Genomic DNA, 12,667 nt, shown 5'->3' on the forward strand with positions numbered 1-12,667 from the left:
CAGCAGACCATCCCCGATGGGGTGTTTTCAAAGAAAACGGGAGGAGTGAACGATGCGACTGATCAAGACATTGCTTGTTGGCACGGTTCTGGGTTTGACCGCCCTGCCGGCGCTGGCCAGACAGGATATCGTCTGGTGGGATTTCCTGTCCGGCGGTGACGGCGTGCGCATGAAAGCGCTGATCGATGCCTTCAACAAGGAACATCCTGATATTCAGGTGAAGGGAACGACGCTCGAATGGGGCGTGCCCTTCTATACCAAGGTGCGGACCGCTTCTGCCGTCGGCGAAGGACCTGACGTCATGACCTATCACCTGTCCCGTGCGCCGCTGGCGCTGCAGGAGAAGGTGCTGAGCGACATTACCGACAAGGATCTTGAGGATGCGGGCCTGAAGAAGGACGATTTCTTCAGTGCGCCGCTCGATGCGGCCACCCATGACGGCAAGCTTTATGCCGTGCCTTTCGATATTCACGCGCTGGTTCTCTATTACAATGCCGATCTTCTCAAAGGCTCGCCCTATATCGATGCCGAAGGCAAGCTGACCGGTATCAAGACGATAGACGACTTCGAGAAGGCGCTGGCCTGGGCCAAGGAAAAAGGCGTCGAAACGCCGGTCACGTATCAATCCGGCGGAGAAGCCGGTGTCTGGCGCGTCTTTTACACCTTGTTCTCGCAGCAGGGTGGTGAACTCGTCACCAATGGCGAGGTGCTGGCCGGCGACAATGCGGAGAAGGCCGCCAAGGCTATCGATACCATGTCAAAATGGCGCGAAAACGGCTGGGCGCCGGAGCAGGCGGAATATCCCGCTTCCGTCGCGCTCTTCTCCGCCGGAAAATCCGCCTTCCAGCTGAACGGCGTCTGGGAAGTGCCGACCTACAAGGACCTGGAAAAGAACAACAAGCTGGGCTTCAAATGGAGCGCGGTCGAGGTTCCGCCCTTCATGGGTAAACGCGCTACATGGGCGGATTCACACGCTTTTGCCATTCCCAACCAGGGTGACAAGACCGTTTCCGGCGAAAAACGCGCCGCGGTGATGAAGGTAATCGGCTGGATGGAAAAACACGCCATCAGCTGGGCCGATGCCGGCCATATCCCGGCCTATAAATCGATCACCGAGGGCAGCGATTACAAGGCGATGCAGCCGAACGCCACCTATGCGTCACTTGCGGAAGCAGCCGTGTTCGATCCGAAAACGACGATCACGGGTGTCGCTTCGCCTGCCTATGATGCCGCGCTCAACGTCATCGCTCCGGCCATTCAGGGCTTCATGAGCGGCACGGATGCGGTGGAGCAGATCAAGGAAGAGCTGCAGAGCAAGCTGAAGTGACAGGAACCGGCCCTCCGGTCTCTGGCCGGAGGGCGCCTGCAATGCGTGAAGTCCCGGAGACAGTCCATGGCTATGATTGAAAACCGGCGCAAGAAATCGCTGATCGCGCTGTCGATGGTGACGCCGTTCATCGTGGTCTTCGCCACCTTCTTCCTTTATCCGCTGATCGAGATGGTGCGCATGAGTTTCACCGATGCGCCCCTGATCGGTGATGGAAACTGGGTCGGGTTTGCAAACTACGCAAAGCTGCTGAGCGACCGCCTGTTTATAACGTCGCTGAAGAACAACGGTTATTTTGTGCTTCTAACCGTGGTCCCGACGACCGTCATCGCGCTGATGATCGCACTCGCCGTCAGCCGCCTTTCGGGCGTCAGGCAGACGGTTGCGATGAGCCTGTTTTTCTTGCCCTATGTCTTGCCTGTATCCGTCGTCACGGAAATCTGGACTTGGATGCTCGATCTTCAGTTCGGCATTCTTCAGCCGGTGATTTCCCTGTTTGCCGGAAAACCGGTCGCGGTCTTCAAGAATCCCTATTGGGTCATGCCGATGGTCGCTGTCGTCACCATCTGGTGGACCAACGGTTTCAACGTATTGCTATTCATCGCGGGTCTTCGCAACATTCCCGCCGAGCTTTATGAGGCCGCCTCGCTCGATGGCGCAACGACGTGGCAACGCTTCTGGCGCGTGACCTGGCCGCTATTATGGCCCGTGACAGCCCTCGTGCTGACCCTTCAGTTGATCCTGCAACTGAAGATATTCGACCAGATCTATCTCCTGAGCGGCGGCGGCCCTTTCAACTCAAGCTTCGTGCTGCTTCTAAAGGTCTATCGTGAAGCCTTCCAGCTCAACAATGGCGGTTATGCCTCTGCCGTCGCCACCGTGCTGTTCCTGCTGATCGTCATCGTTTCCATTCTCCAGTTCCAGTTGCTGCGCATCCGGAGGAACTCATGAGCCTCACCAGAAGACTAGAAAACATCATCCTGACCGTGCTGACCTTCTCGGCGGCGCTGGTATGGATATTTCCGCTCTACTGGACCTTCGTCACCTCCATTCGCTCGGATGAGAATGTTGCAGGGAACACCTTGCTGATACCCGACGAGTTCCGGCTGAGCGCCTATGTGAACGCCATCTTCAATACGCAGTTGATGAACTGGTATATCAACTCGGTCGGCACGGCGGCGATCGTTACCGTGTCGGTGCTTCTTATCTCGATGTTGTGCGCCTATGCCCTCTCGCAGATACGGTTTCCGGGCCGACGCCTGCTCTATGGCATCGTGCTGGCGAGTTTCATGGTGCCGGCGCAGACGCTTGTCGTCACGCAGTTCATCCTGATGAAAAACCTTAACCTCATCAACACCTGGGCAGGCATCATCCTGCCGCAGTTAATCACGCCCATCGTCATCATCGTCTACAAGCAGTTCTTCGACAGCGTGCCGAAGGAGATGCGCGAGGCTGTGGTTCTGGATGGCGGCGGTGAGTATACGATCCTTTTCAAGGTCTACCTGCCGCTGAACTGGGGCATTACGACCGCCATGGCGATCGTGACATTCATCACGGTCTGGAACGCCTTCTTCTGGCCCTTCCTCGTCGTTACCTCGGAAAACATGATGACGATCCCGGTCGGCATCACCCAGGTCAATGACACATTCGGCGTTGCCTATGCACGGCTGATGGCCATCGCCATGCTTGCCGCGCTGCCGGTCATCATCGCCTACGTCATCTTCCAGCGGCGGGTAACGGAAGCCATCATGATCTCGTCCGGTGTGAAAGGGTGAGGGGGCGGACGATCAGATGACATGCGCCTTGTGCAGGGCTGTCAGCACGTCGTTCTTGAGGGTTGCCAGCCGGGGTGAGCGCCGGTCACGGGGGCGTGGCACGTCCACCTCGATCTCCTCCTGTATGCGACCGTCATGGGCACCCATCATGTAAATCCGGTCGCCGAGATAGAGAGCCTCATCGATATCGTGGGTGACGAGAAGGAATGAGATGCCGCGCTGTTCGACAAGCTTCAGAACAAGGTCCTGAAGCTTCATCCGCGTGAAGGCATCGACCGCGCTGAAGGGTTCATCGAGCAGCAGGATACGCGGTTGCGTATAGAGCGCCCGAGCGATGGCGACACGCTGCGCCATGCCGCCGGAAAGCGCCTTTGGCAGCGCCGCGCCGTGGCCGCTGAGGCCTACGTCGTTGATCAGCCCTTCAACCCGCTGCACGTCGAATTTCTTGCCGGCCGCATAGCCGATATTTTCGGCAACCGTCAGCCAGGGCATCAGGCGGGGTTCCTGAAAGACGAAGGCGATCGGCGGCGTGTCCGTCGCACCGTCTTCTTCCGCCGTGTTGATCGTCACTGCGCCGGCAAATCGCCTGTCCAGACCTGCGGCGATGCGCAGCAGCGTGCTCTTTCCGCAGCCGCTTGGCCCGAGAAGAACCGCCGCTTCGCCATCGCCGAGCCCCAGATGAATGTCCTGAAGGACAACGGTATCGCCGAAGGCCTTTTCGCGCACGTCTACCTGAAGCAGGCTCATCGCAACCGCCCTCCTTCCTGCAGGGGATAGGTATCGCGCCAACGCAGGCAGCGTTCCTCGACGATCTTGAACAGGCTGTCGGATATCTTGCCGAGCACCGCAAGGCAGATGATGGCGATCATCACCAGATCGGGACGCGACAGTTCCCGCCCGTCGGAAAGCATGTAGCCGATCCCTTCGGATGCGGCCAGAAGCTCGGCTGCCACGACGCTCAGCCAGGCGAGGGACAGCCCGTAACGCAGGCCGGTGAAAAGATGAGGCAGGGAGGCCGGGATAAAAATTCGCCAGACCAGTACGGGCAGGGGCTGGCGATACATTTCGCCCACTTCCACAAGTTTGCGATCCACATTGCGGATGCCGGAGAACAGGTTGAGATAGACCGGGAAAAACGCGCTCTTGGCGATCAGGACGATTTTAGAGGTTTCGCCGATGCCGAACCAGATCATCAGCAGCGGCACCCAGGCGAGGCTCGGAACCGCGCGCAGGGCCTGAAACGTGGGCTCCAGATAACGCTCGGCGGCAACGACCAGCCCAACCAGCGATCCAACGATGACCGCAAGCACCGAGCCGATGACGAAGCCGACGAAAACGCGGGCGGTGCTTGCCGCGACATTGGTCCAGAGAGGTCCTTCAGCAAGCCGCAGAAACGTATCGTAGAGTTCCGATGGCGGCGGCAGCACATAAGGGCTCACCCAGCCCATGCGAACAAAAAGCTCGAGCAGCAGCAAAGACCCGACCGGCACGATCGCACCGCGCAGGTCGAACCGTGTGAAGAAAGCCCCCACCTTTTGCACAAGCGTCGATCGGGAAGGAGACTGTCTGGATGGCTGTCTCACGCGCTGAAATTCGCGCGGATGGGAATTCATGCGCCCAGCACCTTTTTCGCCGGAGCCGGGTCTATCAATGACGCAAGAACATTGTCGACATTGACGCCCGGACGCAGGACGTCGTCGCCAAGCAGCGGGGTAACGATACGGATCGAATTCAGCAGTTCTTCACCCGGGACGGGGTCGTTCCAGTCACGCTTGTTGATGGTAAGTTCCGTGATCTTGGGGTCGTTGCCCGTGACCTTCGTGACGAAATCGATGAACTCGCCGTTATTCTCGCGGATCCATTTCTGCGTCTGCACCCACACGCCGAGCAGACGCTCTACCGCGCGCGGGTGTTTTGCCAGGAACGCCTCCGATACGCTGAAGACACTGCCGTCGCGCCAGCTACGCTCATCGAAAATTGCCCTGTCGCCGGCAAGCTCGGCCTGGGAGGTGTGCGGATCGATACCGACCCAGGCATCCACCTGTCCCTGCTGCAGCGCGTTGAACCCCTCGGGGTGCTGCAGGTTTACAACCTTGAGATCATCGACTGACAGCTTGTGTTGAGCAAGCGCGCGGACAAGGGTGAAATAGGGAGCCGTGCCCTTGGTGACGGCAATGGTCTTGCCCTTGAGATCGGCCACCGTCTTTACCGGCGAATCCGGACGCACCTGAATGATGGACGAACCGCCCCAGCTTGCTACATAGATGACTTTCAGCGGCACGCCATTGGCGCGGGCAAGAAAGGCCGAAAGCGCCGCGGAACCGGCGAAATCGGTCGAGCCGACCTTGAGGAACTCCAGCGAGTTGTTGCTGCCGCGCGATTGTACCCAGGTGATCTTGGTGCCGACATCCTTGAACGCTTCCTCAAGCCAGCCCTTGTTCTTTATCAGCAGTGTATGGGACGAATAAAATCCCCAGTCCAGCTTCAGCTCTGCCGGAAATTCCGGCGTGCTCTGTGCCAGCGCACCGCGAGTTGCAAGCGGCGCGGCAAGCGCGCCGGCAATACCGAGCTTGAGGATATGGCGGCGGGAATGTTCGGCCTTCATTTAATTCACCTATTTTATGGATTTTATATACATAAAGGCTAAAGGCAGGGGTTTTTGTGGTCAATACGCACCTCTGGAACCCCATGCCAAACTTCGAAAGCGGCGTGGAAAATCTCCCTAATCCCGGAGGGATCGGCGCGACATCCCGTTATCAAGCAAAGAAGCGGTTGACCGGGCGGTGCAGTCCGAGATGATCGCGCAATGTCGGACCTTCATAGTCCGTTCGGAACAGTCCGCGCTTTTGCAGTTCCGGCACGACCAGCGTGGTGAAATCGTCAAGGCCGGCGGGCAGGAAGGGGAAGGTGACGTTGAAGCCGTCCGAGCCTTCCTCATGCAGCCATTGTTCCATCTCGTCGGCGATGGTTTTCGGCGTGCCGACGAAGGCGAGCCCCGCATAGCCGCCCAGCCGCTGCGCGAGTTGACGCACGGTCAACCCTTCGCTTCTGGCAAGTTCTATCACTCTTTCGCGGCTGGATTTGCTCGCATTCGTCTCCGGAATTTCGGGCAGCGGGGCGTCGGGATCGAAACCGGACACATCGTGACCCAGCGCGATCGACAGCGATGCTATCGCGCTTTCATAGTGGACGAGGCTGTCGAGCCTGGCGCGCTTGGCTTTTGCCTCCTCGACCGTATCGCCGACAAGAACGAACGCGCCAGGCAGAATGACGATGCCATCACGCGACCGTCCGGCGGCGACCGTCCTGTCCTTTACGTCCTTGTAAAAGGCCTTGCCGGCTGCAAGGGTGGGTGTGGCCGCAAAGACCACCTCGGCGGTTTCGGCGGCGAGCTGGCGTCCGGGTTCGGATGCGCCGGCCTGAACGATGACCGGCCAGCCCTGCACTGGGCGGGCGATATTGAGCGGTCCGCGCACCGAAAATTCGGGGCCCCTGTGGTTCAGCACATGCATTTTTTCAGGGTCGAAGAACAGTCCGCTATCGACATCCCGAATGAAGGCATCATCCGAAAATGAATCCCACAGCCCGGTGACGACATCATAGAACTCCCGCGCGCGGCCATAGCGCTCGGCGTGGTCGGGTTGATCATCACGGCCGAAATTCCGGGCGGCGTCCGGGTTCGAGGTAGTGACGATGTTCCAGCCGGCGCGGCCATTGCTGAGGTGATCGAGAGAGGCAAAACGCCGGGCCACGTGATAGGGCTCGTCGAATGTGGTGGACGCGGTGGCGACGAGACCGATGCGCTGGGTGACGGCGGCCAGGGCGGAAAGAAGCGTGAAGGGCTCGAAGGAAGTAACGGTATGGCTGCGGCGCAGTGCCTCCGTGGGCATGTTCAGGACGGCGAGATGATCGGCCATGAAGAATGCGTCGAATTTCGCAGCTTCGAGCTGCTGCGCGAAACGCGCCAGATGGGCGAAATTGAAATTGGCGTCAGGAAAGGCGCCGGGGTAACGCCATGCGCCCGTGTGGAGGCTGACGGGCCTCATAAAGGCGCCGAGATGCAGTTTGCGATCATTTGCCATCGGGTTTCACTCTCTTGTCGGTGTTTCGGCGCGGACGGCTCGCTGTCGCATCCGCTGGCGGGCGCAAGCCCGCTTCTTGCTTGCGGCGACGATATCCCCGTCAGGGAATTGGCGCGGCAAAGACTATTCCGATTATGATTTCCAAACCGAAAGATTTTTCCCGGGATCGCGTTTGCGACGATGCAACCGTCGCTGCCGATCGGTTGTCGCGGGCGGTTAATGTGTCTGCAACTTCGTATCGTCGTGAAGGGGCCGCGTCGTGTGAAGGTCCGGCAGGCGGCCTGCCACCGGACCTCTTTTTCGGTGCCGTCCGTGTTCAGACCGCCAGAAGCGCCTCGTTCCCCGTGCGGCGGGTCTCAATGGCGCTTTCCGTTTCTATACGCTTGCCGGTAGCCGGATCGAAGAAGTGGAGCTGCGCGGCCGGCAGGCCGAGATGGATGCGCTGGCCGGGCTTCACGGCCAGGTCCTCGCCTATGGCAGCGGAGAATGTTTCGCCGGCAATCTCGGCGTGCACGATGCGGCCCGATCCCAGTTCTTCGACGAAATCGACGATGGCCGGCACGCCCTCGCCATCCGCGCTGACGAGGCATTGCTCCGGGCGGATGCCGACCGTTACGTCGCGGCCGCGCAGTTCCAGTGCGGTTTCGGGGAAGAGTTTCACCGGCGTGCCAGCCAGCATGACGGCGTGGGATTCCACTTCAACCCGGGTGGTGAACAGGTTCATGGCCGGCGAACCGATGAAGGATGCAACAAAGGTGCTGGCGGGACGATGATAGATATCGAGGGGATGACCGACCTGTTCGACGATGCCCCTGTTCATCACGACCAGCCGGTCGGCCAGCGTCATGGCTTCCACCTGGTCGTGGGTGACGAAGACGGAGGTGGCGGACAGGCGCTGGTGCAGCTTGCGGATTTCGGCGCGCATGGTGACACGCAGCTTGGCGTCGAGATTGGAGAGCGGCTCATCGAACAGGAAGACCTGCGGCTCCCGAATGATTGCCCGGGCCATGGCCACACGTTGGCGCTGGCCGCCGGAAAGCGCAGCCGGCTTGCGTTCCAGATAATCGGAAAGGCCGACAATCTTCGCCGTTTCCTCGATCCGGCGCTGGCGCTCGGCCTTGGCGACGCCAGCGACTTTCAGCGCGTAGCCGATGTTGCCGGCGACGGTCATGTGCGGATAGAGCGCGTAGTTCTGAAATACCATGGCGCATCCGCGCTCACGCGGCTCGAGCCTGTTGACCACGCGTCCGCCAATCGCGATCTCGCCGGAGGTGATGTCCTCCAGCCCGGCGATCATGCGCAGAAGGGTGGACTTGCCGCAGCCGGAGGGACCGAGGATGACGACGAATTCGCCGGAGCCGAAAGTGAGATCCACGCCATGCAGCGTGGGGGTCTTGCCATAGGATTTGCGGAGCTGGCGGATATCGATCTGAGCCATGATGGGAACCTTGTTGTTAAAAGCCGCGTGCCGTCACTTTTCGGACGAAACGAGACCGCGGACGAACCAGCGTTGCAGGAAGGCGACAACGAGAAGCGGCGGTGTGATGATGATGAGGGAGCCGGCCAGGGTCACGTTCCAGTCCGGGGTGCCGTCTTCGGCGGGCAGAAGGGCGCGCAGCGACATCATCACCGTCTTGTAGGAAGGGTCGGTGACCATCAATAACGGCCAGAGATACTGGTTCCAGGCATAAACGAACATGATGGTGGTGAGCGCCGCCATGTTGGTTCGGGAGAGTGGTAACAGCATTTCCACGAAGAAGCGGATTGGCCCCGATCCGTCCATGCGCGCCGCTTCAGCCAGTTCGTCGGGGATGGTCATGAAGAACTGGCGGTATAGAAAGGTGCCGGTGGCGGTTGCGACCAGCGGCAGGGTGAGGCCGACATAGGAATTCAGGAGGTTCCACTCCACTGAGACCTCAATTCCGAACCATCCGAGGATGGAGCGGGATGGCTGGAAAATATCCGCGGCTACCGAATAGGTCGGCACCACGCGCACTTCCAGCGGCAGCATGAGGGTGATGAACACCGTCCAGAAGAAGAGGTGCTTCAGCGGCGAGCGGAAGAACACGATGGCAAAGGCGGTAAAGGCCGAAAGGGCCACCTTGCCGATCGTGACCAGCGTGGCCATGATCATGCTGTTGAGAAGGGCGTTGCCGAGATTGGCGCGTTGCCAGGCGGTTTGGGCATTGGTGAGGAATTCGCCCTGTGGCAGAAAGCTGAACGGGATGCTGTTGACCTGAACGACAGACTGGCTAGCGCCGGCGATCACGACGAGCAGGGGACCGATGAGCAGAAGAAAACCGGCAATCATCAGCCCGTAGGTCAGGGCGTCGGCATAGGGGGTGCGCTGGATCATCGTCGCCTCACTTGTAATGGACCTGCCGCTCGACGAAGCGGAACTGGATGAAGGTGAAAATCATGATGAGGCCGATGAGGACGAGGCTCTGTGCCGAGGCGCCGGAATAGTTCAGCCCCTCGAACGCTTCGCTGACGATGCGGTAGACCATCACTTCGGTCGCGCGGTTGGGACCGCCCTCGGTGGTGGAGGCGACGATGCCGAACGTATCCGCGCCGACGAAGCCCTCCGTCATCATGATGACGGTCAGGAAGAACAGGGTCGGTGCCAACAGCGGCACCTGAATGTCGATGGCGCGGCGGACGGGCCCGGAGCCGTCCATGGCGGCTGCTTCCGTCAGCGCGCGCGGCACGGATTGCAGGCCGGCGAACAGGAAGATGAAGGTGTAACCCGCCCATTTCCAGATGAAGATGACGATGACGAGGATCAGCGCGTGCTCGCCATATTTTGCCGGGTTCCAGAAATCCGGCCACCATGCGTTGAGCGAGGCGGCAAGCCCGCGTTCCGGCGAGAGGATGAAACGGAAAGCCATGCCCGCCGCAGGCCCGGCGATGGCGTAAGGAAGAATGTAGAGCACCCGGAAGAAGCCGGAGCCGGGAAGGGCGCGATCCACGCAAAGCGCAAGGACAAGGCCGATGAGAATGGTGAAGAACGGACCGGCGACGGCGAAGATCAGGCTGACGAGCACCGATTGCCAATAAAGCGGATCGAAGAAGGTTTCCTTGAAATTGGCGAGCCCGACGAATTCCGCCGCACCGCCGAAGGGCGGTTCAAGTGTGAACGCCCAGTTGATGACCGCTGCCACAGGCCAATAAAAGAACAGAAAGATCAGCAGAAGCTGCGGCAGGGCGAACAGCACGGGCAACCACGTGCTCTTGAAGACGGCGCGCTTTTCCATTGAGTAACCGGCAAAAGTGGAGAACTGGACGGGCTTGCCCGGGAGATCCCGCGGGCAAGCCTCTGGAAAAACGGCGAAGCTTAGTTCAGCTTGGCGCCGGCATAGGTCTTTTCGAAGCGGCGCAGGCCGGCATTGGAGCGCTCGACGGCCTTGTCGAGTTCCCCCTGAACGTCGGCATTCTGCATGAAGATGGCTTCGAGTGCCGTGGAGACTTCCTTGCGGATCTGCGTGAAGTTGCCGAGACGGATGCCGCGCGTATATTCGGAAGGCGGCGTGAAGGTCAGGCTCTCGATTGCCTTTTCACGGCCCTTATAGGGTGCCTTGTCGTAGAAGCCGTTGGCCTTCATGGCGTCGAAGCCGGTCTTGGTGACCGGGATGTAACCGGTGACCGTGGACCACCACTGAACCATCTCCGGCTGGGCGATGAAGTTGAGGAATGCTGCCGCGCCCTTGTATTCCGCTTCCGGACGGCCGGCCATGACCCACAGGGAAGCGCCACCGACGAGCGAGTTCTGCCGCTGCGTGCCCTTCCAGACCGGCAGCATGGCCACGTCCCACTTCACGCCCTCAGGCATGCCTTTGCCCACGGTGCCGTGCCCGGCAATCGAAGACATGAACATCTGGCAGGTCTGCGAGGTGAATGCGGGCAGGATGTCCATGCCGAGCTGCTTCGTCTTGACGACGAACAGCTTCTCGTCCTGCATCTTTTTGAAGAATTTCACATGGTCAACGAACTTGGTCTTGTTGATCGTCAGTTCCGCGTCGAGGCCCTGATAGCCGTTGCCTTTGGTGGCGATCGGCTGGTTATGGATGGCGGAGAACTGTTCCATCAGCATCCAGGTGTCGAAGTTGAAGGCGAGCGGGCATTCGAAACCGGCGGCTTTCAGCTTCTTCGCGGCCTCTTCAACCTGTTCCCATGTATCGGGCTTGAAGGTGATGCCGGCTTTTTCGAACGCATCGACATTGTAATAGAAGACAGCGGTGGATGAATTGTAGGGGAAGGAGTTCAGCTCGCCCGCAGCCGTTGCATAATAATTGGCAATGCCCGGGAAATAATTGTCCCAGTCGATCTTGTAGCCATTGTCAGCCATCAGCTTTTTCGCGGGAACGAAAGCCTTGGACAGCATCATGTCCAGCGTGCCGGCGTCGTAAATCTGGGTGATCGCCGGCTGCTTCTTGGCGCGGTAGGCGGCGATGGTGTTCTGCAGCGTGGCGTCGTAATCGTTCTGAGACGTGCAGACGATCTCGAATTCAGCCTGGGATTCGTTGAACTTCTTGCAGGTGTCCTGAACGCGTTCGCCAAGATCGCCGGAAAGGCCGTACCAGAATTCGAACTTGGTCTTTTCAGCGTGGGCAGCCGTGGCGCCGAAGGCGGCGGCAATGGCAACGCCGGCCATGAAAGAGGTCAGAGCGGAAGGTTTCATGAGTTGAGCCCCGTTGATGGAATGATGGCCTGATCGGCAGGGACGTCATGTCCTGAGCACGAAGCCACGGGCTCTGCTAACAGTCGTATTTGACGGATAGCTTACATTTTGTTGAACGTTTTATGATGACTTGCGGCGCAGCATCGTCGGCGCGGCGAAATACGATCGCTGGAAGCGCAATGCATGTATTTCTATTTAGACGTCAGTTATTTACGTGGAAAGCGGGCGTTCCGCTACCTGATGCTGAACCGTCTGTCTCCATCAACCCCGGCGTGCGGCTTCGATGGCGGCGACGTCGATTTTCTTCATATCCATCATCGCCGTGAAGGCTCGTCTGGCTTCTGCCCCGCCGGCAGCCATGGCATCCATCAGCACGCGTGGCGTGATCTGCCAGGAGATGCCCCATTTGTCCTTGCACCAGCCGCAGGCGCTTTCCTGGCCGCCATTGCCAACGATGGCGTTCCAGTAGCGGTCGGTTTCCTCCTGATCTTCAGTCGATATCTGGAATGAGAAAGCTTCGCTGTGCTTGAATTGCGGTCCCCCATTGAGGCCGATGCAGGTTACGCCTGCGACAGTGAACTGCACCATGAGGACGTCCCCCTGCTTGCCGGAGGGATAGTCGCCCGGCGCGTGATACACTTTTATCACCTCACTATCGGGAAACGTGTCGGCATAAAAACGGGCTGCTGCCTCAGCGTCCTTGTCGTACCAGATACAGATCATGTTCTTTTGCATGGGTATGGTCCTCCGAGGTTGACGGCTTCCCCTTGCCGGCGGGTAACTCATGGGAAGATTGACGGCTCCC

At 59.5% G+C, this 12,667-nt stretch carries 12 protein-coding genes; 3 read left to right on the forward strand and 9 right to left on the reverse strand.

Annotated elements, in window-relative coordinates:
• The first annotated feature begins 52 nt into the window (after positions 1-52).
• From FHW77_RS04115 to FHW77_RS04125, 3 genes are all read left to right on the forward strand, one after another.
• On the forward strand, positions 53-1,327 hold the full coding sequence (locus FHW77_RS04115; protein WP_004444922.1) for an extracellular solute-binding protein: 1,275 nt from the start codon (positions 53-55) through the stop codon (positions 1,325-1,327).
• Between the two features lie 66 nt (positions 1,328-1,393).
• On the forward strand, positions 1,394-2,278 hold the full coding sequence (locus FHW77_RS04120) for a carbohydrate ABC transporter permease (RefSeq protein ID WP_004444920.1): 885 nt from the start codon (positions 1,394-1,396) through the stop codon (positions 2,276-2,278).
• On the forward strand, positions 2,275-3,102 hold the full coding sequence (locus tag FHW77_RS04125; protein ID WP_004444918.1) for a carbohydrate ABC transporter permease: 828 nt from the start codon (positions 2,275-2,277) through the stop codon (positions 3,100-3,102). Before FHW77_RS04120 ends, FHW77_RS04125 begins: the two co-directional genes overlap by 4 nt.
• A gap of 12 nt (positions 3,103-3,114) precedes the next feature.
• On the opposite strand, the gene FHW77_RS04130 is transcribed toward FHW77_RS04125, so the two are convergent.
• The 9 genes from FHW77_RS04130 to FHW77_RS04170 form a co-directional block, all read right to left on the reverse strand.
• A complete protein-coding gene (locus FHW77_RS04130) occupies positions 3,115-3,849 on the reverse strand; it encodes an ABC transporter ATP-binding protein (protein WP_004444916.1) in 735 nt (244 codons plus the stop codon).
• On the reverse strand, positions 3,846-4,715 hold the full coding sequence (locus FHW77_RS04135; protein ID WP_004444914.1) for an ABC transporter permease: 870 nt from the start codon (positions 4,713-4,715) through the stop codon (positions 3,846-3,848). The genes FHW77_RS04130 and FHW77_RS04135 overlap by 4 nt, the downstream gene beginning before the upstream one ends.
• Positions 4,712-5,707 (reverse strand): aliphatic sulfonate ABC transporter substrate-binding protein, encoded by a 996-nt coding sequence (locus FHW77_RS04140; protein ID WP_004444913.1) that lies wholly within the window; start codon positions 5,705-5,707, stop codon positions 4,712-4,714. Before FHW77_RS04140 ends, FHW77_RS04135 begins: the two co-directional genes overlap by 4 nt.
• A gap of 151 nt (positions 5,708-5,858) precedes the next feature.
• Positions 5,859-7,184, reverse strand: a complete 1,326-nt coding sequence (locus FHW77_RS04145; protein WP_004444911.1) for an LLM class flavin-dependent oxidoreductase — start codon at positions 7,182-7,184, stop codon at positions 5,859-5,861.
• 316 nt (positions 7,185-7,500) lie between these two features.
• Positions 7,501-8,622, reverse strand: a complete 1,122-nt coding sequence (locus FHW77_RS04150) for a sn-glycerol-3-phosphate import ATP-binding protein UgpC (RefSeq protein WP_045531724.1) — start codon at positions 8,620-8,622, stop codon at positions 7,501-7,503.
• Positions 8,623-8,655: 33 nt separating this feature from the next.
• On the reverse strand, positions 8,656-9,540 hold the full coding sequence (locus FHW77_RS04155) for an ABC transporter permease subunit (RefSeq protein WP_182590351.1): 885 nt from the start codon (positions 9,538-9,540) through the stop codon (positions 8,656-8,658).
• Positions 9,541-9,547: 7 nt separating this feature from the next.
• A complete protein-coding gene (locus FHW77_RS04160; protein ID WP_004444905.1) occupies positions 9,548-10,438 on the reverse strand; it encodes a carbohydrate ABC transporter permease in 891 nt (296 codons plus the stop codon).
• An 80-nt stretch (positions 10,439-10,518) separates the two neighbouring features.
• Positions 10,519-11,862 (reverse strand): extracellular solute-binding protein, encoded by a 1,344-nt coding sequence (locus tag FHW77_RS04165; RefSeq protein WP_004444904.1) that lies wholly within the window; start codon positions 11,860-11,862, stop codon positions 10,519-10,521.
• Between the two features lie 261 nt (positions 11,863-12,123).
• Positions 12,124-12,597 carry a VOC family protein gene (locus FHW77_RS04170; RefSeq protein ID WP_004444902.1) on the reverse strand — a complete coding sequence of 158 codons (474 nt, stop codon included), beginning with the start codon at positions 12,595-12,597 and terminating at the stop codon, positions 12,124-12,126.
• Positions 12,598-12,667: the final 70 nt, after the last annotated feature.

This window comes from Agrobacterium sp. RC10-4-1, assembly GCF_014138475.1.
Classification (GTDB): domain Bacteria; phylum Pseudomonadota; class Alphaproteobacteria; order Rhizobiales; family Rhizobiaceae; genus Agrobacterium; species Agrobacterium pusense.